Genomic DNA, 24,055 nt, shown 5'->3' on the forward strand with positions numbered 1-24,055 from the left:
CCCTGCGAACCCGCCTCGGGCTGCTCACCGACCGCCAACGCGCCCGCCTCGAGACCGTGTTCGCCTACGACGAGCACGTCGCGGTCGAGGTGACCTGGTGGGCCTACCAGCAGATCATCGCCGCCTAGGAAGACCACGACCGCCACCGCGGCAGAACCCTGCTCGCCGCCGTGATCGACCGGCTCCGATCCGGGCTACCGGCCGGGCTCGAGGAACTGGCCACGCTCGGGCGCACGCTGCACCGCCGCCGCGACGACGTCCTGGCCTACTTCACCCACCGCGCCTCGAACGGGCCGACCGAGGCCGACCGAGGCCATCAACGGCCGGCTTGAAGCCCTCCGACGCAACGCCCTGGGCTTCCGCAACCTGATCAACTACCGCATCCGAGCCCTACTGCACTGCGGCGCACTCGCACTCTAATTCCGGAAGAGCCGTTTTAGGCCAGGATCGCCGTACTGGACGCTGCAGCGGGAGCGACAAGGGACCCGCGCCCTGCTTGCACGGCCCCGCGGGCTAACATCAGTTCGGCGGCGACCGAGATGCACTTCGTCCCGTGCGGGTCATAGGAGCGTCCCCGGACGGGAAACACCGAAAGCTCGCCAAGCCCAGTCTTTCTATGCGCGGTGCGCAGAGCCAGCTAGCCGACCGATGAGCGATTCGAGAGCACGCGCGCGATACGACTCACGGAGATCAGGCGTCCCACCGTCGAGCGGCCCTTCCTGGAAGAGGCTGAGAGGTTCAAACGAGGTCACCGGGCGCGTGCTGATCCCGTCGCTCCGAGCGCGTTGAATCAAGAGCGTGAGCTCATTGAGGTGGAGCAGAAACTCGGGGCTCAGCGGCTGCGAACGCCCCTCCTCGATCGCGCACAGCATCTCTGCTACTCCAAGTAGCTTGTCCTGCGCATAAACCTCTCGGATCCGCAACCAGCTCACCAATCGCTGCTTGACCGATGTGCCCGCGTCGCGCTCGGCGCCGACGGCGTGCGACTTCCACTGCTGAACCAACGGTATGCGCCGCCCGCCGAGCCCAAATCGGCGGCCAAGCCACGGGTTGACACGCACACTGCGCAACTTTCTCGCACTCAAACTCGCTCGTGAGAAACGCTCAAGAAAGACAGGGGACCTGTCATGAAAGACGTTGTCAACGGATACTTGACCTTCCTCTCCTATGATCCTGAACGAGTGATCACGCGGCGCGACCCAACTGCACGTGACCCGAGCGGAAACACCGTTCGCGAACGTCAGCGTAGCGACCGAGAAGTCTGGCGTGTCGGCCGGCGAGAGGTCTTTCTCAGTCTTCCGATGCACAAGCCAGTGCGATGCCGCAACCACAGCCTCCGCTGGGCCGAACATCGCGCAGAGCCACACTAGATGATATCCGACGTGCTCTACCGTGCAACCTTCCTGCAGCTCCTCTTCGTACGGGAACGGCGCGCCCGTGGGGCTCCGCACAGACTCGAGGTGCATCAGGTGTGCGGGGCTGTCGTCGAGCTCCGCGTACACGAGGACTGGCTTGCCAATCGCGCCGTCTGCAACCGCCTTCCAAGCCGTGCGGACAGCGTCTGTGTAGACGTTGCTCGGGGCGCAGGTGAGAACGAGATTGCGGCTTGCCGCTAGTCGGAAGAGCTCCTGCGCGTTGCCGAGCTCGAGGGCAAGGGGCTTCTCTGAGTAAACGTGCTTCCCAGCCTCAAGCGCACGTCGAGTGACCTCGACGTGCGATCGAATACTTGTTAGGTTCACGACGACATCGACTTCAGCGTCGGCAAGAAGTTCAGCGAAGTCACCGTAAACGCGAAAGCCATAGTGTCGGCGGACGACTGCCGAGCGCTTGGTGTCGATATCGTAGACACCGGAAATCTCAATCTCTGGATATGCCCAGACCGTCCGCATGTAGATGTCGAAAACGTAACCACATCCAACGAACGCGATTCTCAACGCACATCCCCCTGGCGATCGTTCCGAGCAACCATTTCGCGAAGCTCTCCGATCGTCGTCGAGACGGAGATGCTGTCATTGAGTGGGATCACGTCCGACTCGATTGCCCCATCACGTACGCGCGCTGCTACTTCATCTGCCTCGTAATGGTAGCCATTCCCGAGATAGCGATGGGGCTCGCGGCTCCCTCGCCCACGCGAAGACCTGTCAAGACGTTGCGCCACCTGATGGACGAGCGCACTCTGACGCAGGCGGTCCTTCCAGCTAGAGCCCCCCGCGCGAAGTGCCACGGGCTCCTCCCGCGTGATCTCGACGCCGTGCGAACGTACGATCGACCCGCGCACGTTGGCCATCCCGCGATCTCCCATCACGCGGAAACCATCTGCTGCCCACGACCGAACGCTGACGTGATATGAACCCAGCACCCCACCCGAGTACTCCACTTGGACAGCGACACTCTCGTCGACACCGCTGTCACCCACCGTACCGATGGCATTGGTCTGACGTGGCGCACCAAATAGCCATTGGCCTAGCGACAACGGATATGGCGCAAGATGAGTCAGAGCACCTCCACCCAAGTGCGAGCTGAAGATGCTGCTGAGGGGGTCCGGAAGCATGGATTGGCCGAACTCGCCGGACACCACCTGGATCTCACCGAGGGCTCCGGACTGAATGTGGTTGTGCAGGGCCTGCGCGGCAGGAAGGAATCGCGTCCATAGCCCCTCCATGGCGAACACCCCTCGGGCACGGGCAGTATCAGCAAGCTTGCGTGCATCAGCACCGGTCGTCGCGAAGGGCTTCTCGATCAGCACGGGGATGTCGCCCTCGAGGCACAGCAACCCGTGGGCGACGTGCTCCGATGGTGGCGTCGCAATATAGACCGCATCAACGCCACCCGCGGCAGCGGCATCTCTGTACCCCTCAATCGCCCGAGGGGCCCCTACTTCCCTTGCGAGCCTTTGAGCACGCCCGAGGTCCCGTGACGCGACGAAAATGACCTCGGCATCCGTACCAGCCCTCAGTCCCGCTACGAACTTGGGAACAACTGATCCGGTACCGAATACACCCCATCTGAAACGCGACATATCACTTCCCTCCCCGAGGCCGGCCCAGTCCTAGTGCCCCACGCCGACTCACACTTCCGCGGGACGACGCGACTGTCCTAATTGCCCGACATACCTCGTCGACGAGCGGACTCAGAGCCTCTGCCCAGCTGTACTGCCGCACGGAATCTCGGACGACGTCCGGACAAGTTCGCTGCGCGGCGAGACGGACGATCTCGTCAGCGAAGACTTTCGGATCGTCTGCAATCACGAAGAACGTGCGATCAACGAGAGCCTCAAGGCCTAGAGCTCCAAGCCGTGTGGCAACGACAGGAGTGCCTGTCGCAAGTCCCTCAATAATCTTCAATCGGGTACCCCCGGCGGCTAACAAGGGTGCCGTACTAACTCGTGCACGTGCGAGGTAAGGAAGCACACTTTCCACATCGCCATCGATCAGCACGTCGTGGCTCGCGAGCCCGAGCACCTCGGGCGCAGGGCTACGTCCGACCAGACGCAGAAGTGCCCCTGGAAGCGCCCCACGCACATGTGGCCACACGGCCGTTACTAACCACTGAGCCCCATCGATGTTCGGACGCCATCCGAGGTGCGCAACAAAGACGATCTCGGGTGGTTCGCCGACGATCTGTGCCGCAAGCGAGAAAGCATCGCCACTAACGCCATTCGAAGCTACAGCCGGCCGGACGCCGCTTAAGCGCTCGAACACGTCGGCGTCATTATCAGACACCGCAGTGACGCCGTCCGCCCAACGGGGAATCTTCGCCTCGAGTCTTCGGAGGAACAACGCGTCGAGCGATGCGGCGAGCCGGAGCAGCCCCTTCGCGACCTTGGCGTAGTTGCCGATGATGTCAGCTTCGACATTGTGGAGATCGAAGGCGACCGGGCCGCCGAATGCGCGGCGGTACGGCGCGAGCTGTGAGAACGAGATGAGGAAAAGGTCAGGCCGGTGCCGTGCCGCCGCCACTACACGATCCACGGCCACGGGGCTGTACCACTTGAGCACAGAGGGCGACAACGTCGCGAGCGCGCTGATAAGGACACGCAGCCGTGCCCACCATGCAGGGGCCGGACGCGGTAGCGCCGTGTCGCCGCGAACCGCGAACGCGTCAACCACGAACCCCGCGTCCCGAAGGACATTGACCGCCGCAGCTGCCCTCAGCGTTCCGCCATCGCGTGGTAGGCGAAAGTCAATCTTCGAGACAAAGAGGATTCGCTCACCGATCCTCGCCTCGGAGTCGGATGACATTCCGTCCGACCCGCTTGAGTCGACGTGTGCGTACAGGCGAGCCCTGTGCTGGCGTCGCTGCTTCATCCCGCGCCACCGCAGTCGCATGAAGAGCCAACCCTCCCTAGGTTCCCAGGTACAGATGCCGCCAGCAGAGGCAAGGGAGCAGGCGGTTCAGACGGCTCTTGACGAACCCCAAGGCCTAAGCCCGCATGCTTGCGACCGCAGAAGTCAACCACGGAACGAGTGTGTATAGAGGCGAGTATGTCACGGCGAACCGCCTCATCATCGACAGACACTTCTGCGCCTCGTGAGCCTCGTCTGCACGGTCGCGGCTTCATCACGGTGCGCTCGGAGCCTTCGTTCGACGACCTGTTCTTGCTGCCTTCAGAAGCAAGAGCCAGGCAGGCAAGACTGAACAGAGTGCTGCGATCGCAAATCCAAACGCCGCGCCGCTGGCTCCTCCCACGTACACGCCAGCGACCGGCAGAACAAGGACAAGAACGCCGAGAACAACGCTAACAACAAGAGCAAGGTCGGCCCGGTTGAGTCCTCGAACTACGGTCGTCGCGCCAGCCGTCGCCGCGATTCCGCATAGATAGACACCAAAGCCCGGAAGGCAAGCGCGCGCCTCTACCCAAGTATCACCGAGCAGTGCCACACCCAGCGAATCGGGCAAGAAGAGCAGCACAACGACCCAGAGTCCGTGCACAATGAGCAGAACTGTCGACATCCAAGCAGCCCATTGAACATACTCCGCACGCGTCAAGCGACGCCGCGAGACCTCTGGCAGCACAAAAGCTGCCGCAGCAAACGATAATATGTTCAATGGACCCAGCAAAGTCTGCGCGCCTCTCAACGAGCCCACGTCCTGTAGAGAACCGATCGCAGCAATCAAGACAAACGAAATCTGGGCCGCACCGAGGGTCGCCATTGCTGAACCAAACGTCGGAAAGCCGACCGATCTCGTTTCTGAGACCCACGTCTGCAATCCACGAAACGTAGGCAGGACTCGATTCTTTGCACAACACAGCACGCTAGCGACGAGCCCCGACGCTCCCCAAGCCAAGACGAATGGATAGGCGGCCTCTACATCCCAGGCGATAAGAAGCACACAGAAGCAGCCCAGTGACAGCAATCCGAGCGAGTCCGCTAGCAGCGCGGTTAAAGGTCGGGCACGTGCTAGTAGGACCGCTCGCCATGTATCCTGCATCAATAGGAAAGGAAGACTTATTGCTAGGCAGAGCAGCACTGGTCGGAGGTCATCGGGCAGCAAGCTCGCTGCGAAGCACAAAAGAACGCCAATGAGAAGCCCGAACCCTAGGGCGCTCCCCGTCGACGTTCTCGCCGCATAAGTCGCCCGGGCACCCTCGGCATCAGCGAAGAGGATCGACACGACTTGTCCGGAGAAGGACGCAGACGCCGAGATTGAAAATACAAACACCGAGAACGCGATCGCGAAAGCGCCGAACTCGGTTGCCGAGACCTCACGCGCAACAACTAGAGACAGCCCGGCGTTTCCAAGGCTCGATACTCCTTGGTCGAGAGCAGTCCAGATTGCGCGCCGCTGTAGAGAGCCACTCCTAAGTTCCACTGATCGCCGCCATACTAATTGAGATCATCACGCTGTTGCAATCTCAAGCTCATTAGAAATACGCCCCACGTAAGATTCAAGGGTGTACTCCCGAATGACCTTCTCCCTCGCAGCGGCGCTTCTACTCGACATCAACGCTGTATCTCCAAGTCGCTCCAACGCACAAGTGAGCGATCCTATGTCGCCCGGGTGAGCTATGCCTGCCAGACACTCGGGGTCTAGGTAGTCAGCCAGTCCACTAGTCCCAGTGACAAAGACCGGCTTCGCCATAGACATCCCCTCGAGCATTCCGTTGACACCTGCCGCGTAGTCCGTGTTTGGCTCGATAGCAACTGCGACCGCCAGCGAACGGCGATAGAGTTCTCGGAGTTCCACCCACGGCAACCTACGCTGAACAACGATAACGTCGCTCCGCTCAGATCCCTGAGCTTCCTCGCCGACCCATTCGCTCGACGGGACGATGACAAGCGGAACTCCTGCCGTCCTTGCTGCACCGATCAGAGTCTTATAGTCGCGACGCTCTTGACCTACTGCCAACAGAAACTCACTGGGCAGTCCAAGTTCTCGCCCTCTACCAGCTGAACCTTGGCCAAAACCGCCGTCGCTAGAGTCGATACTTGGATCGAAGAATGCAGAATCGATATAATCTGAAAGCACCACGATCTTCCGTCGTTCTATGCCAACGCCCAGTAGGGCATCGCGTTGAGCCGTCGCGACAACGAAGATTCGCCTGAGTCGATTCATCCACCCTGTGGATTTGGCCAACGCTCTTCGCTGCCTGCTCAAATTGTGAGCGACACAGGAATGTCGGCTATTTGGCATGGCGAGCATAGCAGGAAACGCGAGACGTTCCGCAAAACTCAGCACCGAGCTTGGCCTTAGCCTCCTGGCAGCTAGAGCGTGCCGGAGCTCAGTCGAGGTAGCCGCCTCTAGAGCGGTTAGCACGACACGCCTATCTGGTTTCGGCACCATCGTGGCCCCGTACCGCTGCTGTAGAAGATCCAGATCTGTAAGTGGCCGCGACTCCAGAACTCGCCCTGGATTCGTCTGAGCGAGGAGCGCTAGGTCGGTCATTCTGCACGTCTCCAGTGATCGTACGAGGAATGTTGTGGCAATTTCCCTTGCCCTGGCGACCGACGGGGTTAACACTTGGATTGAGTAGCACCAAGAATAGGATCGTCGTGTAGGCGAGGGTAGGCTGGAGGAGTCCCGCGTTAATAACGAGGTAGGACACGAGTAGGCCGAGAGAGTACGGACGTCGATAGGCTTTACTAAATACCGCAGCCAGAAATATTAGAAAGGCTAGCCCGCCGTAGACCCCGTACTCGTATAGCAACTTGGGCAGGACCGGAGAAATTAGCGCTCGCAAGCCAAGATCTTCGATAACATTCGACGCACTTCCCGCTCCATGCCCCAGGAAGATGGACTGCATAGACTCGAAGGCTCGCGGAAGGAACACTTCATAAGGCTGTACAAGCCGAAAGTTGGCACTTGAGTCGTTGCTGTTAATCTCCGTGCTTCGGCTCAAGAATATCTCGCCCAGGGCTGTCGAGAGGAGAATCCCAGTTAGCGCAAGCACTGGGACCACCAACTTCAGCAGCACTTTGCGATACTTGCTCGCCGTAATCGTAATGGCCCCCAGGACAACGACTACGACACCATTCCCCGCTAGTGTCGGGGCGATGCCACCCATGAGAAGCAACAACACCAGCGTGCTCTTGCTCCGATACAGGGCGCAAACTACCCCGAGGCCGAGAAAGAACGAGATGAACGAAGGCTCGAGGAAAATCAAAGCATTTGATCTAATCAGTGGAGATCCATATACGATCGGGTCCCCGCTGTTGTAACCTCGTAATAGCAGGCTTTCTGGTAGGCCCCTCGCTAGTGGATCAATCCGACCGGATATACCAAACTGGAGGACGAACTGAGCGATCGATAGAATCGACGCTGCGACCATAATCCGTACGAATCGGTCAAGAAGGTAATCGATGTCCCCCCACGTCAGATTCGTTGGACGTAAGACTGCGAGTGAATAGATTGCGAGCAGTAGGACGAGGGATGTTGCCGATATCCCCGTGCCTGTCGAGACAACTGCGAAGCTTAGGATCCCTAGAATCCACAAAGCGATTGCGAAAACCGTGGCTGATGGCACATCGACTCGCAGAAATCCCAGCATCAGTCCAGCGACAGTAACGATAGTGACCACCGGTACAGTAGCTGGTATCTGCGACGAACCAATAGGAACAGCGAGACGTTGACTACCGAGTATTAGGCACAACAAGACGAAGAGGAAGGTCGACGTTCGACTAGTCGGCACGGCGCTACTCACCAACGCGAGGGGCCCACTCTTGCGCGGATTCATGGCACGAAATCTAATGGCGGTCCCGATGTCTTTCACCCGTGTCGGCGCCGAAGGCGTTTCGGACAGCGACACGATAGCGAAAGAGAAGCCAAGCGCCAGCCAATAGCAGACCTATGGCACCGCCGGTCGCTGCGCCGAGCGCTGGCGTCAGCGAACTTGGACGTTCAGGAAAGTCAGCCGCGGCGAGTACTTGCACTTGACCTGGAAATATCTCCGCAGCAGTCCGGAGCTGTTCTTGCCGCTCGACGAAGTCAGCGAGCTGGTTGTTCAGCGCTGTCCGAGCTCCTTCCTGAGCCGGTGAGACAGTCCCTAGGCGGGCCCTGACGCTGTCTATTGGTCTCTGCATTCCATCGGCCTGGTCTTGGAGCGCCCGCTTCTCGCTCTCCCGACTATAGTTTCCGTAGCTCGATGCCACCGTCGAGGTGAGAGTTCGAGCGTCCTCGGCGGAAGGTCCGTCACCTTCGATGATGAGAATGTCACTGTCCGGGACTGCGGTCACAGAGACGTTCTCGCGGAGATCGGACAACGACGAACTAGTCTGCTCGCCTACAGGTCCGAGAACGCCGTCGCCTAAGACCACATCGATCTGGGTGTTCAGCAGGCGTTGTCTTTCGCCATCGGACGAAGCCACAGTCCGACCGGTTATCGCCGCGTTCGAGTCCACACTAGTGAAAATAATTGAGCTTCGACTTGTATAGGTAGCCGGAAGGACGAACGCAAGGCCCGCCACCACGGCCGCGCAGACCACCATTGAACATAAGATGATCGCTAGATTGGCAACGGCCGGCGAGCTTCCAAACTTTGCAGTCAGCCGTCGTTCTGCGCTGCTATCTGCCGCTCTCCTCCTGCCGTCGGGTTCTTCTTGAGCATCCTGCTGACTCGTGGCTCCAAGAGCAGATAGCGGAACAGTCCCGTCAGCAACCCGGTACCCCATGTGACGTGGACTAGGGCTGGGACGACTGTGCCCTTCAACGGGCTGGCCATCTCTTGACGGGCCGACCTCGCTCCCAGAATTGCGGTCGCTATCGCGTAGGCGACTGTCAGCGCTATCAGACGACGGTCCCGTTGGGTTAGCGCTGCGGCGATCAGGAGTACAACCAGGAGCGGCGCTGCCTGCCGCACCCTGAACGACGTCGGGTGGAGTTTGAGGGTGAGAGCCTTGTAGTGGCCGTACCGGAACATTTGCTTCGCTAGGCCACGAGGGCTCTCTCTGACGTACCATGTTGACCTCGTTTCTGGGAGTAGCCAAATTTTCCGTCCATTGGCCCCCATGCGGACATCTGCTTCGAAATCCTCGTTTGCCTTGAGCCTCTCGTCCCAACCTTGTATGGCTTCCAAGGCTTCTCGACGATAGCAGCCGGAGAATACGTGCTGAATAGGACCACCTGCACCGCCGACGCGATGGCGTGCTCCACCGAGTCCCCACGGTTTGCTAAGGACTGAGGCTATTGCCCGGCCCCAGTCGCCGACTCCGGCGGACGCCATCATTCCACCGACTCCTGCCACCTCAGGGTTCTCGCGCAGGAAAGTCGACACTGATTCCAAGTAGTTCGGATCATAATCGGCATGCGTGTCCATGCGGGCGACATATTCGCCACGGCTGTGCCGCAGCGCCAGATTCAGCGCGGCAGGGACGTGGCGACGGATGTTGTCCACAACCTGCAAATCTATGAATCGTGGCGCTGCAAGTCGGAGAAGCTCCCTTGTTCGATCTTCAGACATTCCGTCAGCTACGATGATCTCGTCAGGTTGAATCGTTTGCTGTTCAAGATGGTCAAGGAACTTTGGAAGGCGCTTCTCTTCGTTCAGGCAAGGTACAATGACTGTTAGTCGTGGCCGCTCGGCGCACACACCGACCTCATCCTTGTCTCCGCGGTAACGACGCTGCTCAGATCTGGAATCATGCAAGTCGGGGCTACTATTGCCCGCTCCTCCCCCCAAGCCGCGGTCTCCAATCTCGTGCAGTTGGTCCGAAGCCTGAGAATCTGGCATTCTGGAGTCCCTGCGGGCGGTACGAGGTGCAGGAAGTTCCTCTATGTCGCTCGCGGCAGCCGACATATCTACCGTCCCTTGGCGAAGAGAACCTCGCCAACCGTTCTAAGTAGCACTTTGGCGTCGAGCCACAGCGACCAATTTTCGATGTAATAGTTGTCGAAACGTGCGCGATCGGAAATCGGCGTGTCTCCTCGGAGTCCGCTCACCTGGGCCAGGCCTGTCAAGCCTGACGGAACACGGTGCCGATATGCGTAGCGTGTATACTCCGCCGAAAACTTCTCGACGAAATGCGGCCGCTCGGGCCGCGGACCGACGAGCGTCATGTCACCGCGTAGGATGTTCCAGAGTTGTGGGAGTTCGTCGAGGGACGTCCGCCGAATGGCCTTCCCCACGGGTCCCACCCGCTTGTCCGTGCCGATGTTCCACTGCGTCGCCGACTCGGTGGACGTTGCCGGCTTCATCGAGCGGAATTTCAGGCACTCGAAGGTCCGCCCGTCGCGGCCGATCCGCTCTTGGTGAAAGACGATCCCCGGCCCGCCCTCGAGCCGGACGGCGATCGCGCATGTCAGGAGGACCGGCGACAGCAGTAGTAGTGCACCGGCGCTCAGTACGACGTCGAACGCCCGCTTGACCTGCCACGCCACACCGGACAGCGACGGGTTCCGGATGCGCATCACCGGGACCGACCCGATGTGGTCGGACTGGCCGGTCTGCGTGTGGAAGGCGTGCAGGCGCGGCACGACCAGGAGGTCGCACTCCGAGCAGTCGGGTTTGCGGACGTAGTCGAGGAGCTGGAGCTCGTCGAACTGGCCCTCGGTGACCAACAGGACCTCGATGTCGTTGGCAGCCACGACCAGCTCGAGGTCCTCGATGGCGCCGAGATGGGATGTCACAAAGGACGCATCGCAGCGGTCGCCGTCGTCCACGAAACCGGCCACGGAGAGGCCATAGCGCGGGTATCGCTCGAGCAACGTGGCCATCTCTGCGGCGAGGGCGCCGCCACCGATGAGGACGGTCCGGTGCGCGACGACCGCGCGGCGGCGTGCGTTGAGGATGACGGCAGTGGTGACGAACCGCCCGGCGACCAAGAGACCGATGCTCGTGGCGGCGAGGCCGAGGAAGTCGATAGCGGCGAAGGCGTCATGCCGCAGGACGAAGGCGAGCGCGACGATCGCCGTCGCGGTCAGCCCCCGCGTGACGAGGCCGGGGAGCTCGTCGAGCACGGACAGGTGGAGCTTCGCTCGGTAGCGGCCGCGGCCGATCAGCAGGCCGATCGAGGCCACCGAGAGCGCCATCAGGGCTGGGAAGGCGTACGGCGCCCACAGCACCGGCGCTAGCAACGACGCCGCGTCCACGGGGACGACGAGCATCCACGCCTCGAGCCCGCGGGCGGACCGGATGCCGACGAGCGGCTTCGGGCTCCTTGGTGGCTGCGCTCCGAGGTACTCGGGTTCTCGCACGCTGGACAGGTCGGTGGCAGTCGCCTCGTCCCCCCACCAGCGCTCGGCGAGCGCACCTGATCTGTTCCCCACGGCAAGACCCCCCATGCCTGCCTGCTGGGCACCCGCGGGGGCGCCCCCATCCCACGTCCTGCGACGGGACCGCTGCTGCGGAGAGCGGTCCGGGCGTCGAGGCTGCGTCCTGTTACATGCCCCAACGAGCCCGATACCATTCCGTGACACCCATCGGGATGTCGGCCGCGGACGGTAGACCACCCAGCGTAGGCAACACACCACCGACCGCTCGATCGTGCGACAAGAGGGTCCTGTGCGCCATGCGAGCGGTCCTTGCGTGCGGTGGACAGCGGGGTGGGGGGTGATCAGCGGCCCTTGGCGAAGAGCACCTCGCTGAAGGTCCGCAGGAGGACCTTGGCGTCGAGCCAGAGCGACCAGTTTTCGATGTAGTAGTTGTCGAAGCGGGCCCTGTCGCTGATCGGGGTGTCGCCCCGCAGACCACTGACCTGCGCCAGGCCCGTGAGGCCGGCGCGGACGCGGTGGCGGTGGTCGTACCGGTCGATCTCGGCGGCGAACTTGCTGACGAAGTGGGGACGCTCCGGGCGCGGGCCCACCAGGGTCATGTCGCCGCGGAGGATGCTCCACAGCTGGGGGAGCTCGTCGAGCGAGGAGCGGCGCAGCACCTTCCCGACAGGGCCGACCCGGTGGTCGTTCGCGATGTTCCACTGCGTGGCCGACTCGGCGGATGTCGCGGGCCTCATCGAACGGAACTTCAGGCACTCGAAGCTGCGGCCGTCGCGACCAACGCGCTCCTGGCGGAACAGGAAACCTGGCCCGCCCTCCCAGCGTGCGGCGGCGGCACAAGCAGCCATAACAGGCGCGAGGACCAGCAGCAGCAGCCCGCTGACCACGATGTCGAAGGCGCGCTTGATGGCCCAGGCGGGCCCCTCGAGCTTGGGGGTGCGGATCCGCATGACCGGGACGGAGCCGATGTGGTCGACCATCCCGGCCTGCGTGTGGAACTGGGGCAGCCGCGGGATGACGAGCAGATCGCAGTCGAGGCAGTCGGGACGGCGGACCACGTCGAGCAGCTCGGCCTCGGAGACGTCGCCGTCGGCCATGAGGACGACGTCCGCGCCCGAGACGGCGACCGCCAAGTCGAGGTCGTCGACGCGACCGAGGCGTGGGAGGACGTTCCCAGCGGCGCACGCGGTGCCGTCGTCGACGAAGCCGACCGGAGCGAGGCCGTACTGCGGGTAGCGCTGCAGGAGCGTCGCCATCTCCTCCGCGCGGGTCCCGCCGCCGATGAGGATGGTCGGGTGCGCGACAACGCGGCGCTTGCGCGCGGTGAGGATCAGCTGCGTGGTGACGATGCGCCCGACGATGACGAGGCCGATAGTTCCGAGCATCTCGGCCAGGAAGGGCGCGACCTCCTGCTGGGTATTCACCAGTGCGAAGAGAGTGCCGACGATGGCGCCGGAGGTCAGGAGGCGGCCGATAAGGCCAGGCAGCTCGTCCAACACACTGAGGTGGAGCCGAGCGCGGAAGCGGCCGGTGCCGTTGAGGACAACCATCGCGACCGCCGCCATGAGCAGGATTGCCTTGACATGAGAGCTCCACAGGAGTGGAAGGAGGAGCATCGCCAGGTCGACCGGCGGAACGACCATCCAGGCAGCGATCCGACGAGCGGACTTGATGCCGGCCAGCGGCTTCCCGTCCGGGACCGGCTTCGGGTTGACCATCGAGGCCTGGCGCTGGTTCGGGACGAGCGTCAGAGGCCGCTCCCGCACGACGACCAGGTGGTCACGCTCCGTAGGACAATCGGCTCGCGCTGCGCACGACTCGATCGATTCCGCTATGTCGACGCCACTGCTCATTCCCGATGTCCCCCCTACATCACGGATGGTGAACGACCACCCAGTGGTGTGACGCGCCGACCGGGTCCTCCCGTTGAACCGCATGCCGTCGCTCTTGACCCGCTATCGGCTGACGTTGTCCGCGTCGTTACACACCAAGTGGTCCGCTTTCCGGGCGTGTCTGCGCGACACGCCTGAGACTATGACGCTCATTCACTCGTTCGGAGTCATGTGGTCTACGTCGCTTCGTGACCGACTAACGCTGCGGCTGCGGATCGCAGATCACCTGACAGGGCGAAACATCACTCATCCGAGTACCAGTGGGTCTTGCCGCCGTCCTCCGCCCTTGGTGCACCGCCAGTCAGATCAGCGACACCACTAGGCCGTTCGGGCCACGGCGGTCGTGTTAGCCGTCCATGACCGCGAAAGGTGCGTGAAAGCGGGACCGGTTTAGCTCTGCGTCACGGGCCGCCAGGCCCGGCGGCAGGGGGGAGCGGGCCGATGTCGATCGATCCGCTCAGCCGCCGGTCCGGGCCCGGGGCCACGGGTGACGCTCTCGCCCGGCCTGGCGAGGGGGGTACGTCAGGACGGCGGGAGCAGCCCGAGCGGACGGGCGTCCGGCGGGAGGGGGGGACCTCCCGCCGGACGCCCCTGCGCGCCGCCGGCCCGGACAAGACGAGCGAAGCCGCGAGCGGCCTCGGCCCACGGCGCCCAGCCGAGACCGTCGGCGAGGGACGCGGCGAGAGCGAAGCGCTTCTTGGCCTCGGCACGATCGCCGACCACGGCCGCCGCGAGGCCCCGGTAGAGCGCTTGCGGACCGAAGGTGGCCGAGCCGATGCCGACCACGACGACGGCTGTGGGGTCCAGCGGCATGTCGCGGCGCACGACCTCGGCCGTGGCCTCGTCGCCCAGCGCGAAGGCGGCGCACGCGGCGAGGCAGAGGCCGGGGCGGTCGAAGAGCGCGCCTTCGCGCCCGTCGCGCTTGCGGTGCCAGTCGGCGAGGTGGCCGGCCGCGGTCTCGAGGTCGCCGGCCATGGCGGCGTCCACCGCGGCAGCGGCCGACCAGGCGGCGACCAGCGGGTAGAGGGAGGCCGCGCCGGCGGGCAGGCCCTGGAGAGACGGCAGGGTGCCGGCGAGCAGGTGCCGGACGAGCAGGTGGACCCCGTAGGCGCCGACGGCGTCGGGGAGCCCCAGCTCCTGGCCTCGCTGCATGGCTGCGAGCGCGGCAGCGTCGGCCTCGTCGGTGTCGCCGCGAGCCAGGGTCAGCCCGGCGTCGAGCAGGGAGACCATCCACATCGTCCGCGGCCTGTGGCGGTCGACGGCGAGCGGCTCGAGGTCGCGCCGTGCGGCGAGGGCGTCGTCCTGGCGGCCCGCGGCGAGCAGCGCGGCGATGCGCAGCTCCTCGGCCTCGAACCAGAGCGCGTCGTCCCCCGCCTCGTCGGCGAGCCGGCTGGCCTGCTCGCAGACGGCGAGCCGCTGGGTGGCGGGCACGGGCGCGTCGACGAGGTGGTTGGCCTCGAGGACGCGGACGCCGGCGAGCAGGCGGGCGTCCCCGAAACCCTTCGCGGCGAGGGCGAGCAGCTCGGGCAGGGCAGTCGGGTCGCCGACGTCGCCGTGGAGCTGTTCCTCCTCGAGGATCAGGCTGCGCAGGACCTCGGCGCGCTGCCGGTCGGTCAGGGGCAGGGTGCGGACGCGCCGCAGTCGCCGGGCGCGTCGGGGGCGTCCGGCGACGTTGATGCCCATCGCGTCGTGGCCGACCGCGGCCACGACCGCGTCGGCGACGACACCGTCGTCGACCTGGCGAGCGTCCGCCGGGGACTCGACCTCCTCGACCCCCGCCGTGAGGGCCGCGGCCTGCTCGACGACCTCGTCGAGCACCTCGTCGGCGTCTTCCTGGAGACCCATCGCCTCCAGCACGAGCCCGCGGTACAGGGCCACCGAGCTGGGCTGCGAGGTGTCGAGCACAGCGTCGAGCTGAGCCCGGGCTTCCTCGAGCGCGCCCTGGCCATACGCCGCGACACCCGCGCCGAGGCGGGCGTCGCCCACCTCCCGGTCGGTGAGCAGCGGACCGGCGCCGACGGCGTGGCGCAGCAGCGTGAACGGCTCGGGGACGGCCTGCTCGACGAGCACCCGGTAACGGGCGTGGTGCAGCGTCTGCGCGCTCGCCGGGGGCACGGCGTCCAGGACGGCGTCCCGCGTGAGGGCGTGCCGGAAGACGAACCCGTCGTCGGTCGGTGCCAGCAGCCCACGGTCGACGGCGCTGCGCAGCAGGTTCGACAGTGGGCGGGGCGCGACGTCGAGCATGGTGCCGAGATCGCCCAGCGAGAGCGGGGCGAGCACGGCGAGCGACTCGAGGGCCTCCCGGGCGGCCGGGTCGAGGCCGGCGAGCTGGTGGTCGAGCAGCGGCCGCAGGCGGGCCGGGATGACGGTGGCGAGCTCGTCGACCGCCTTCTCCCCGTCGGGCTGGTCGAGCCCGGCGAGCGACTCGATCACCGCCGAGACGTGCAGGGCGTGGCCGCGGGTGCGCTCCCAGAGGGCGTCGGCGACGCGTCCGGCGCCGTCGGGGGCGAGGCCGGGCAGCTGCCCGACGACGAGCCGGCGCACGGCGGCGCGGCCGAGCTCGGGCAGACGCACGTCGCTGACCGCCTCGAACAGCGCGATCTCGGCGTGCGTCGCGCTCCAGCTCGGGTGCGAGACGGCGTCGGGCTCGCGGGCGGCGACGAGCACCACCGTCCCGGCCCGCAGACCGGCCCGTCCGATCGCGCGCAGCGCGGCGAGGGTCGCCGAGTCGGCGAGGTGCGCGTCGTCGAGGGTGATGAGGACGGGCCCGGGCCGCGCGGAGAAGCGCTCCAGCAGCGCACGGCCGGGGGCGGGCTCGCCGGGGTGGACGGGGGCGGCGCCGAGCTCGGCGAGCGCCTCGGCCCAGGCGGACCAGGGCGGCGCGTCGGCGTCGCAGGTCCCGCCACCGACGCACGCCCCGCGCATCCAGGCCTCGCGACGGGCGGCGCGCAGCACCGCGGTCTTGCCGATGCCGGCCTCGCCCGTGACGAGTCGGACGGCGCCGGCGTCGGGGGCCTCGAGCAGGACACGGACCGCGGCGAGCTCCTCCTCGCGGCCGACGAGCGTCGGGCGCGGGTGGCGGCTCGGGACCGGGGCGGTGAGGCGGAGCTGGAGATCCTCGATCTCGGCGCCGGGGGTGACGCCGAGCTCGTCGCGCAGGTGCCGTCGGGTGGCGGTGAGGGTCTCGAGGGCCTCGCTCGTGCGCCCCTGGCGGTGGAGCCCGGACGCGGCGATGACGGCGAGGCGCTCGCGGGAGCGGTCGGCGGCGAGGTCGTCGGCGACGAGGTCGACAGCCTCGGCGGGACGGTCGAGGTCGAGCAGCGCGGCGCCCATGCGCGCGACGAGGCGGACCCGGCGGTCGATGGCGCGGGTCTTCTCGGCTTCGAGTCGCGGGCCCAGTGGCGTGCCGGCGAAGGGCTCGCCGCGCCACGTCTCGAGGGCCCGTCGGCCGCGCTCCATGACGGTCTCGCGCGTCGCCTCGGGGTCGAGGGCGGCCGCGGCGTCGTCGTGGAAGCGGTGGAGGTCGATGGCGTCGCGCGGGAGGTCGAGCCGGTAGGTCTCGCCGATCGGCGGGATCGGCAGCCGCGTGTCCTCGTCGGGCGCCTCCCGGCGCAGTCGGCTGACCAGCACCTGCAGCGCCCCGTCGGGCCGCTCCGGGAGGACCTCGCCCCAGATCTCGTCGATGAGCGACGGCACCGCCACCGTGCCGCGGCACGCCGCCGCGAGCAGTGCCAGCAGCGTTCGCAGGCGCCGCCCCGGCCACCCGACGGCGCCTGACGCGCCTTCGATGCAGACCTCACCCAGCACACGAATACGAACATCGGGGGATGACGACGATGACACCTGACCCCCAGGAAACACTCAGCGTGACGGCGAACGGTGACTCTACGTCCTTCCGGAGCATCGATCCAGGCGAGGTTCGGCCCGGCGACCTACTCTTGGTGACACAGATTCCCGGCGAGCCGCTCGGCCGGCTCATGGAGCGTCTGGACGGCACGCGCTTCTCGCACTCCGGTATCGCGGTGCGTGGACGCGATGTGACTGAGGGCCCCGCCACCCACATCGCCAGCGCCCTCGCCGAGAACCTGCGCCTCGACTTCGGCGGCATCCGCCGCGACCCGTTCTCGGACTTCTGGCCGAGCCGGGACTTCTACATCGTCGCGATGCCGGACGAGCTGCGCTCCCGGGCGCTGAAGTACCTGGAGGGCTACCCGGACGCACCGGGCGACGAGGGGACGTTCTCCTTCGTCAAGCTCGTCAACATCGCAGCCGGGCTGCGGTCGTTCGAGCTCTACGACCGCGACGCCGCGCTGGCGGAACGCCTCTACGGTGCGGCCCGGGACGTGGCGGAGTCGTGGGCGGCATCGAAGGATCACCCGAGCTGGTACTGCGCCGAGCTGGTCGCCAACGCGTACGGGCGGTCGTTCACCCGCGCGGACCTGACGCCGCCGCCATCCCTCGGAGCCCGCGAGGACATCCCGGAGCCGGACGAGCTGCCGTGGGTGGTCGACAAGCTGTTCGACCGCATCGAGCGTCTGGACGGTCGCAACGGCACGGCGGCGCGGCTGCTGACACTCCTGGCCGACGAGGACCGGCCCTTCCTCGTCGATGCCGTCACCGCGATCGCGCAGTCCGGCGGGAAGCTCTTCGGGGAAGTGCTCGACGACCTCGTCGATCGAGTCCTGGACTGGCTGCGCGGCGACGAGGAGCCCGACCCGGAGGAGGAGCCGCGGACACCGGACCCGCTGCTCGACCCGCGGCCGATGCCCGGCCTGCCGGACCCGGACGCGCCGCTGCCCTACGGCCTCGTCACGCCGCGGATGCTGTGGCAGGTGTTCGGGCGGGACTCGCTGTGTCGCGTGCGACAGAGCTCGTCCTAGGTTTCCCCGAAGCGGCCGTGGCTGTCGGGGGTGCTCGCTAGACTCGAACATGTGTTCGACGGCGCGGGGTTCCAGCCGCTGCCCGTCGGCATCGACGAGATGCCGGCCGGGGCAGCGCTGGGGGCTGCGCTGGCGTCGGTCGATCCGGCGCGCGTCTCGCCGTACGACACGATGCGGCTGGTCAGCGCCGAACGACGGCAGCTGTCCCACCAGGAGGCGCGGTTCCACACCGCGGCGCGTGAGGCGGCGCTGGCCGACCCCACCTGCCCCGGCGGCCGGGCCGATCGCGACCTGTCCGAGGCCGGCGACGAGCTCCGGGCCCGGCTCTCGCTGTCGCGGACGGCCATCGCCACGATGCTGACGCTGGCCGACGCCACGGTGTTGCATCCGGAGCTGGGCCGGCGGTGGGCCCAGGGTCGGCTCGACCAGAAGCGGATCGAGCACATCCAGCGGGAGACCCGCGATCTGTCCCGGGAGCACGCCGCGAAGGTGATCGCCCGGGTGCTCCCGGTGGCGGCCGGCATGCCCTATGGCGCGTTGATCGACCGGCTGCACGAGCTCGCGAAGGCGTTCGATCCGGAGTGGGCCGTGCGCCGCGAGGAGAACGCGCGCCGCCAGCGGCGGGTGCGGGCCACGGTGACGGCCGAGGGCACGGTCAACGTCTGCGGGCTCGACCTACCGATCCAGGCGGGCACGCGGATGACCCGCCAGATCAACCGGCTGGCCGCGCGGGTCAAGGCGCTCGGGCATCCCGGGAAGATCGACACTATCCGCGGGGACGTCTTCACCACCCGCTGGGACCCTGCCCTCTCCGGTGCCACCGACGACGAGATCGTGGCGGCCGTCCTCGCCATGGCCGACGAGGACGACCCGCCCGATCGCGAGACCCACGACCCCGCCGACGCGCCGCCGGAGCGGCCGGGTGACGACGCGGCACGGATGCCGACCGGGCCGGAGGGCAGCGGGCGTGGCGACGAGGACGACGCGGCCGGCGGCACGTCGGGTGCGGAGCCGACCGGTGGCGATCCTGCGAGCGGTGCTTTCCTCGACGGCGACAGGGCCGGCGGCGATGCTCCGGCCGACCCGGCCGACGACAGGGACGACCAGCTCGACCTGCTGCCTGTACCCGGTGATGGCGACGGGCCGCCGCCCGACGAGCCCGACGAGCCCGACGAGCCCGAGGAGGCGCCGGTCGTGCGGCGACGCGGGCCCCGACAGTCGCGGTTCGAGGTCCGGGTGCGGCTCTCGACCCTGCTCGGGCGTGACGAGAAGCCCGCGCGGCTGCCGGGATGGGGCACCATTCACGCCGGTCAGGCCCGGGAGCTGGTCGCCGCCCACGCCGACGCCGAGTGGCGGGTGGCGGTCACCGACGAGACCGGCGCACCGGTCGCCGTGCTGATCACCCGCCGCCGGCCCACGACCTGCACCACCACGCCGCAGGAGGTCCGTGCGCCCGGCCTACCGCGCGCCGTCGTCGAGATGCACGTCAGTGGGGCAGAGCTCGACCGGTTCCAGCCCGGCGACGATCCGGGGTGGGCCGCGGTGATCACCGATCTTCGGCACCAGCACGCCCTCTGGCGTGCGGCGCGTGCGCCCGTTCCCGACCCGCGTGCCGACACCGACGCGGCAGCCGACACAGCGGAGACGGCAGCGGCGGCGCGGCGACAGCGCGAGGCGATGGCGCGGTTCCCGCACGCGGCGCTCCGACGCTGGCTCGAGACGCGGGACGAGACGTGCGTCTTCCCGTCGTGCCGGTGCTCGGCCGTGAACGCCGAGATCGACCACACCCGGCGCCACGCCGCCCGCGGGCTCACCATCGAGATCAACCTGGGAGCGGTCTGCTTCCACGATCACCTGCTCAAGGAGCAGCCGGGGTGGCACCTCGAGCAGCCCCGACCCGGGTACTTCGAGTGGACCAGTCCCACCGGCCACACGTACGAGCGGGATCCGCAGCCGCTGTTCGACGGACTCCCCGATCCCGATCCACCCGACCCGCCCTCCAGCGACGAGCCGCGGTGGTACGCGACGAACGACCCGATCTGGGACGGCGATCCGTACCCGCGGAAGCCACCGCCGCGCGCCGGTCCGGATCCGGGAGCGAGGCCACCCGCCGCCGACCGCGACGTCACCGACGACGACCCGCCGCCGTTCTGAGACGCGGCAGGGGGCACTCTCCCGCACGCTCGGCTCTTCCCGAGCAGACACCGGGCGCACACGTCGAGCACGTCAGCACGTCAGCACGTCAGCACTGAGCCCCGTGCCCGGCGCCGAGGCCCGAGGCCGGGCCGGGCACCAGCCCGCTGGACGAGGGGTCACTCACCGGATGCATCACGCCAGATCTCGTGGTTCTGACATGCCACACTCAGCGCCGTGACCGGCAGCGTGCCTGCTGACCTGCAGCAGGAGATCACGGCCGGCTTGAGGGCGGCCGGAGCACGGTTCGCGCTCCTGCACGGCAGCCGCGCTGCGGGGACCCACCGTCCCGACTCGGACGTCGACGTCGCCGCCTACTGGGGTGGATCGGCGCCGGCGTCGTTCGAGGTGCTCCTGCCGCCCGACGTCGATCTCCTCGTCCTCGACACCGCGCCCCTGGAGATCGCCGGCCGGATCGCCGTCCACGGCGCACTGCTGTTCGACGACGACCCGCCGGTCAGGGTGCGGTGGACCGCCACGACCCGCAAGATCTACTTCGACGAACTCCCGCGCCTCGAGCGCAGCCGCCGCGAGTTCCTGGAGTCGGTGCGTCGTGGTCGATGAGGTCCGCGTCGAGCGGTTGCTCCGAGCCGTCGCGGACGACCTCGCCTTCCTCCGGATCGAGGCGGGTGCCGACCGAGACCGTCGCGACGACCCGGCCTGGTTACGGGCGATCAAGTACGCCTTCGTGACCGCGATCGAGGCGTGCGTCGATGTCGCCCAGCACCTCTGTGCCTCCGAGGGGTGGGGTCCGCCGGCGACCAACGCGGACGCGATGCTCGTGCTCGGCCGACACGGCGTCCTCGAGTCCGACCTCGCCCGACAGCTCGGGCGAGCGGTGGGCTTCCGCAACGTGCTGGTGCACGCGTACGTCACCGTCGATGGCGCTCTCGTCGTGCGGCGTCTCGAGGATCTCAGCGATCTGGACGGATTCGCGTCTGCTGTCGCGCACTGGATGACCGAGGTCTGACGGACGGTGAAGCGCCTGGTCGTCTGTTGTGACGGGACGTGGAACACGCCCGACGAGGTCGACGAGAACGGCGCCCCCTGCCCCTCGAACATCTCCCGCATCGCCCAGGCCGTCGCGGAGAAGGCCCCGGACGGCACCGCGCAGCGCCTCTTCTACGACAAGGGCGTCGGGACGAACGGACGTCTCGACCGCGTGATCGGCGGGGTGTTCGGGCGCGGCGTCGCCAAGAACGTCCGGGACGCCTACCACTTCCTGGTCGACGTCTACGAGCCCGGCGACGAGATCTTCTTCTTCGGCTTCAGCCGCGGCGCCTTCACGGCGCGCAGCGCCGCGGGATTCGTGCGCAACTGCGGCATCCTGCGCCGCGAGCACGCCTACCGCCTCGACGACGCGTTCGCGCTGTACCGGGCGCGCGACCCGCAGCACCACCCCACCGAGGTCGAGGCCGCGCTGTTCCGGCGGTCGTTCTCCCACGTGACGCGCATCCGCTTCATCGGGGTGTTCGACACCGTCGGCTCCCTCGGGGTCCCCCTGACCGGCCTGCCGCTCACCGATCTCGCCAACCGCCGCTACCGCTTCCACGACACGGCGCTGAGCGGCCAGGTCGACGGTGCGTTCCAGGCGCTCGCGATGCACGAGCGGCGGGGCTCGTTCGTGCCGGCGTTGTGGACCGGCGGTGCGGAGGGCCAGGAGGTCGAGCAGGTCTGGTTCACGGGCGTGCACTCCGACGTCGGCGGCGGCTACAGCGACCACCGGCTCGCCGACATCACACTCGCGTGGATGGCGGCGCGGGCCCGCCGCTACGGCCTGGCCCTGCACCTCCCCGACGACCTCGACCCCGACGCCCTCGGCCGCCGCCACGTCGCGATGGACGGCGTCTACCGGTGGCTGCCGCGCCGGCCGCGGTCACCGGTCGACGGCACGAGCGTCGCGTCGAGCGTCGTCGACCGGCAGCGGCGCTTCCGGGATGCACCACGACCGTTCCGCACGATGCTCGGCGACCCGGCGAGGAGGACGACCGTGGAGCACGTCGGGGGGACGCCGGAAGCCTGACCAGGGTCCATCCGTATCTGCGCTCCGGTCGATGCGTCGGCCGTCGACGCACCTCGCGACCTCGGCACTTCAGCGTTCCCCGAGCATGCCCCGGAGCACGCGGACGAGTGCTTCGGTGCCGGCGGGATCGGTCCTCAGGTCGTACGCCTCCCGCTCGCACAGCGGGCGGAGCACCGGCGGGAGCTGACGTTCGCGCGGCATCGCCGCGCCGTCCACGAGGACGGGGACGACGTCGAGCTCGGCGTCGAGGGCCGACACCAGCTCGCGGCGCACCCAGTCGTCCTCGTCCTCCAGTCGTCGGCGGCCGTCGGCGGTCACGACCTCGAGCCACGACGGGCCGATCACCGCGAGGACGACGGCGGACTCCGCGAGCTCGCGTTCGAGACGACGGGACCAGAGATCCCCGGGGCGCAGGCTCGTGTGGTCGTGGAAGACGCGGTCCGGGAAGGCGACACGGAGGGTCGAGGCCAGCCGGTCGACCGCGGGCCCCGTGTCGCCTCGCCGGTAGCTGACGAACACCGAACCCCGGCGAGGGGCGCGTGGCGGCGGCGCCGGGGCGGGCGGCGGCGGATCGGCCGACACGACCAGCGTGCCGGACGTGCGCGTCACCCTGCCGCCCGCCGCGACGTAGACGAGGCGGTGGACGGCCAGGGTGTGCGGTCCCGGCGTGTCGGCGTACACGGTCACGGAGTGGTCGTGCGTCCGGCCGGGGTCCAGTCGCCGCACCTCGATCGTTCGCGAGCCGCGCACCAACGACACCCCGCGGAGGGGACGGAGATCCAGGCGGATGTCCGAGCACGCAGCCGGGCCGGCGTTGACGAGCCGCACGGTCAGCGCCGAGGGGAGGCCGGCGACGACGCGGTCCGGCTCCACCGAGAACTCGATCACCGAGCGAACCTGCTCAGCCCCGGCAGGGCGAAGCGGTGGTGCTCGCGGCGGCACGACGAGCAGTGCACCGCCCAGCGGCCGCGCGTGGCGTGGCCGAGCACATCCGTGTCCCACAGCACGTACTGGTCGTCCCGGCACATCACCGCCCCGCAGTGGTGGCAGACGGCGTCGACGACCACCTTGCCGTCGGGCCGTTCCTCCCGACCGCAGAAGGTGCACTCCCAGCTCATGATCCACTCCGTCGGAAGGCCGCGTCGACGTGCTCGACCAGCTCGTGCTCGGAGGCCGTCGAGATCTTGCCCTGCCGCGTCGCCCGTTCCAGCAGCGCACGCACCTGGGACACGATGGATCCGGCGTTCTCGGGGTCACCGTCGCCGGGCGGCGACGACGCGGGCTTCTCGAGCACGCCGCGGATGCGACCCCAGAGGTTGCGGTGCTCGTCGAGCACCCTGTCGCGCATCTCGGGCGTGGCGTGGGCGCCACGGACATGCAGCTTCACCCGGGTCACCCCACGGCCCGCGCCCGGCACG

Annotated in this window: 18 protein-coding genes and 1 pseudogene; 7 read left to right on the forward strand and 12 right to left on the reverse strand. The window is 67.2% G+C overall.

Features of this window, described 5'->3' with window-relative positions; all coding sequences use genetic code 11:
- Nucleotides 1-146: 146 nt before the first annotated feature.
- Nucleotides 147-332, forward strand: a pseudogene (locus tag QSK03_RS33440) (transposase); the annotation flags it as partial.
- On the forward strand, nt 316-420 hold the full coding sequence (locus tag QSK03_RS33445) for a hypothetical protein (protein WP_502872210.1): 105 nt from the start codon (nt 316-318) through the stop codon (nt 418-420). The pseudogene QSK03_RS33440 and the gene QSK03_RS33445, both read left to right, overlap by 17 nt.
- Nucleotides 421-614: 194 nt before the next feature.
- On the opposite strand, the gene QSK03_RS23030 is transcribed toward QSK03_RS33445, so the two are convergent.
- From QSK03_RS23030 to QSK03_RS23065, 9 genes are all read right to left on the reverse strand, one after another.
- Nucleotides 615-1,934, reverse strand: coding sequence for a Gfo/Idh/MocA family protein (locus QSK03_RS23030; RefSeq protein WP_285657151.1), 1,320 nt, complete (start codon nt 1,932-1,934; stop codon nt 615-617).
- Nucleotides 1,931-3,019, reverse strand: coding sequence for a Gfo/Idh/MocA family protein (locus QSK03_RS23035; protein ID WP_285657155.1), 1,089 nt, complete (start codon nt 3,017-3,019; stop codon nt 1,931-1,933). Before QSK03_RS23035 ends, QSK03_RS23030 begins: the two co-directional genes overlap by 4 nt.
- 1 nt (nt 3,020) lies before the next feature.
- On the reverse strand, nt 3,021-4,307 hold the full coding sequence (locus tag QSK03_RS23040; protein WP_285657156.1) for a glycosyltransferase: 1,287 nt from the start codon (nt 4,305-4,307) through the stop codon (nt 3,021-3,023).
- 253 nt (nt 4,308-4,560) lie between these two features.
- A complete protein-coding gene (locus QSK03_RS33195) occupies nt 4,561-5,814 on the reverse strand; it encodes an oligosaccharide flippase family protein (protein WP_352232027.1) in 1,254 nt (417 codons plus the stop codon).
- 27 nt (nt 5,815-5,841) lie between these two features.
- Nucleotides 5,842-6,474, reverse strand: coding sequence for a glycosyltransferase family protein (locus tag QSK03_RS23045; protein ID WP_285657158.1), 633 nt, complete (start codon nt 6,472-6,474; stop codon nt 5,842-5,844).
- Nucleotides 6,475-8,983: 2,509 nt separating this feature from the next.
- On the reverse strand, nt 8,984-10,027 hold the full coding sequence (locus QSK03_RS23050) for a glycosyltransferase family 2 protein (protein ID WP_285657160.1): 1,044 nt from the start codon (nt 10,025-10,027) through the stop codon (nt 8,984-8,986).
- A gap of 209 nt (nt 10,028-10,236) precedes the next feature.
- The gene (locus QSK03_RS23055; protein ID WP_285657161.1) at nt 10,237-11,718 is read right to left on the reverse strand and encodes a sugar transferase; all 1,482 of its coding nucleotides are present in this window, start codon (nt 11,716-11,718) and stop codon (nt 10,237-10,239) included.
- A gap of 272 nt (nt 11,719-11,990) precedes the next feature.
- Nucleotides 11,991-13,502 (reverse strand): sugar transferase, encoded by a 1,512-nt coding sequence (locus tag QSK03_RS23060; protein WP_285657162.1) that lies wholly within the window; start codon nt 13,500-13,502, stop codon nt 11,991-11,993.
- 561 nt (nt 13,503-14,063) lie between these two features.
- The gene (locus QSK03_RS23065; RefSeq protein WP_285657164.1) at nt 14,064-17,348 is read right to left on the reverse strand and encodes an ATP-binding protein; all 3,285 of its coding nucleotides are present in this window, start codon (nt 17,346-17,348) and stop codon (nt 14,064-14,066) included.
- A gap of 230 nt (nt 17,349-17,578) precedes the next feature.
- Here QSK03_RS23065 and QSK03_RS23070 point away from each other — a divergent pair, with 230 nt between their 5' ends.
- The 5 genes from QSK03_RS23070 (at nt 17,579) to QSK03_RS23090 (ending at nt 22,637) form a co-directional block, all read left to right on the forward strand.
- Nucleotides 17,579-18,421 (forward strand): hypothetical protein, encoded by an 843-nt coding sequence (locus QSK03_RS23070; protein ID WP_285657166.1) that lies wholly within the window; start codon nt 17,579-17,581, stop codon nt 18,419-18,421.
- 51 nt (nt 18,422-18,472) lie between these two features.
- Nucleotides 18,473-20,575: an HNH endonuclease signature motif containing protein gene (locus tag QSK03_RS23075; RefSeq protein ID WP_285657169.1), complete on the forward strand. Its 2,103-nt coding sequence runs from the start codon at nt 18,473-18,475 to the stop codon at nt 20,573-20,575.
- Nucleotides 20,576-20,791: 216 nt separating this feature from the next.
- A complete protein-coding gene (locus QSK03_RS23080; protein WP_285657170.1) occupies nt 20,792-21,178 on the forward strand; it encodes a nucleotidyltransferase domain-containing protein in 387 nt (128 codons plus the stop codon).
- On the forward strand, nt 21,168-21,584 hold the full coding sequence (gene hepT / locus QSK03_RS23085) for a type VII toxin-antitoxin system HepT family RNase toxin (RefSeq protein ID WP_285657172.1): 417 nt from the start codon (nt 21,168-21,170) through the stop codon (nt 21,582-21,584). The genes QSK03_RS23080 and hepT overlap by 11 nt, the downstream gene beginning before the upstream one ends.
- A gap of 6 nt (nt 21,585-21,590) precedes the next feature.
- Nucleotides 21,591-22,637: a T6SS phospholipase effector Tle1-like catalytic domain-containing protein gene (locus QSK03_RS23090; protein WP_285657173.1), complete on the forward strand. Its 1,047-nt coding sequence runs from the start codon at nt 21,591-21,593 to the stop codon at nt 22,635-22,637.
- A gap of 69 nt (nt 22,638-22,706) precedes the next feature.
- On the opposite strand, the gene QSK03_RS23095 is transcribed toward QSK03_RS23090, so the two are convergent.
- Genes QSK03_RS23095 through QSK03_RS23105 form a run of 3 tightly spaced genes read right to left on the reverse strand, consistent with a single transcriptional unit; the run spans nt 22,707 to nt 24,024 of the window.
- Nucleotides 22,707-23,525 (reverse strand): toll/interleukin-1 receptor domain-containing protein, encoded by an 819-nt coding sequence (locus QSK03_RS23095; protein ID WP_285657176.1) that lies wholly within the window; start codon nt 23,523-23,525, stop codon nt 22,707-22,709.
- Nucleotides 23,522-23,755, reverse strand: a complete 234-nt coding sequence (locus QSK03_RS23100) for a hypothetical protein (protein WP_285657178.1) — start codon at nt 23,753-23,755, stop codon at nt 23,522-23,524. Before QSK03_RS23100 ends, QSK03_RS23095 begins: the two co-directional genes overlap by 4 nt.
- Entirely contained in the window at nt 23,752-24,024 is a 273-nt protein-coding gene (locus QSK03_RS23105) for a hypothetical protein (protein WP_285657180.1), read from the reverse strand. Before QSK03_RS23105 ends, QSK03_RS23100 begins: the two co-directional genes overlap by 4 nt.
- Between the last annotated feature and the right edge of the window lie 31 nt (nt 24,025-24,055).

This window comes from Actinomycetospora sp. NBRC 106375 (assembly GCF_030269665.1).
Lineage (GTDB): Bacteria > Actinomycetota > Actinomycetes > Mycobacteriales > Pseudonocardiaceae > Actinomycetospora.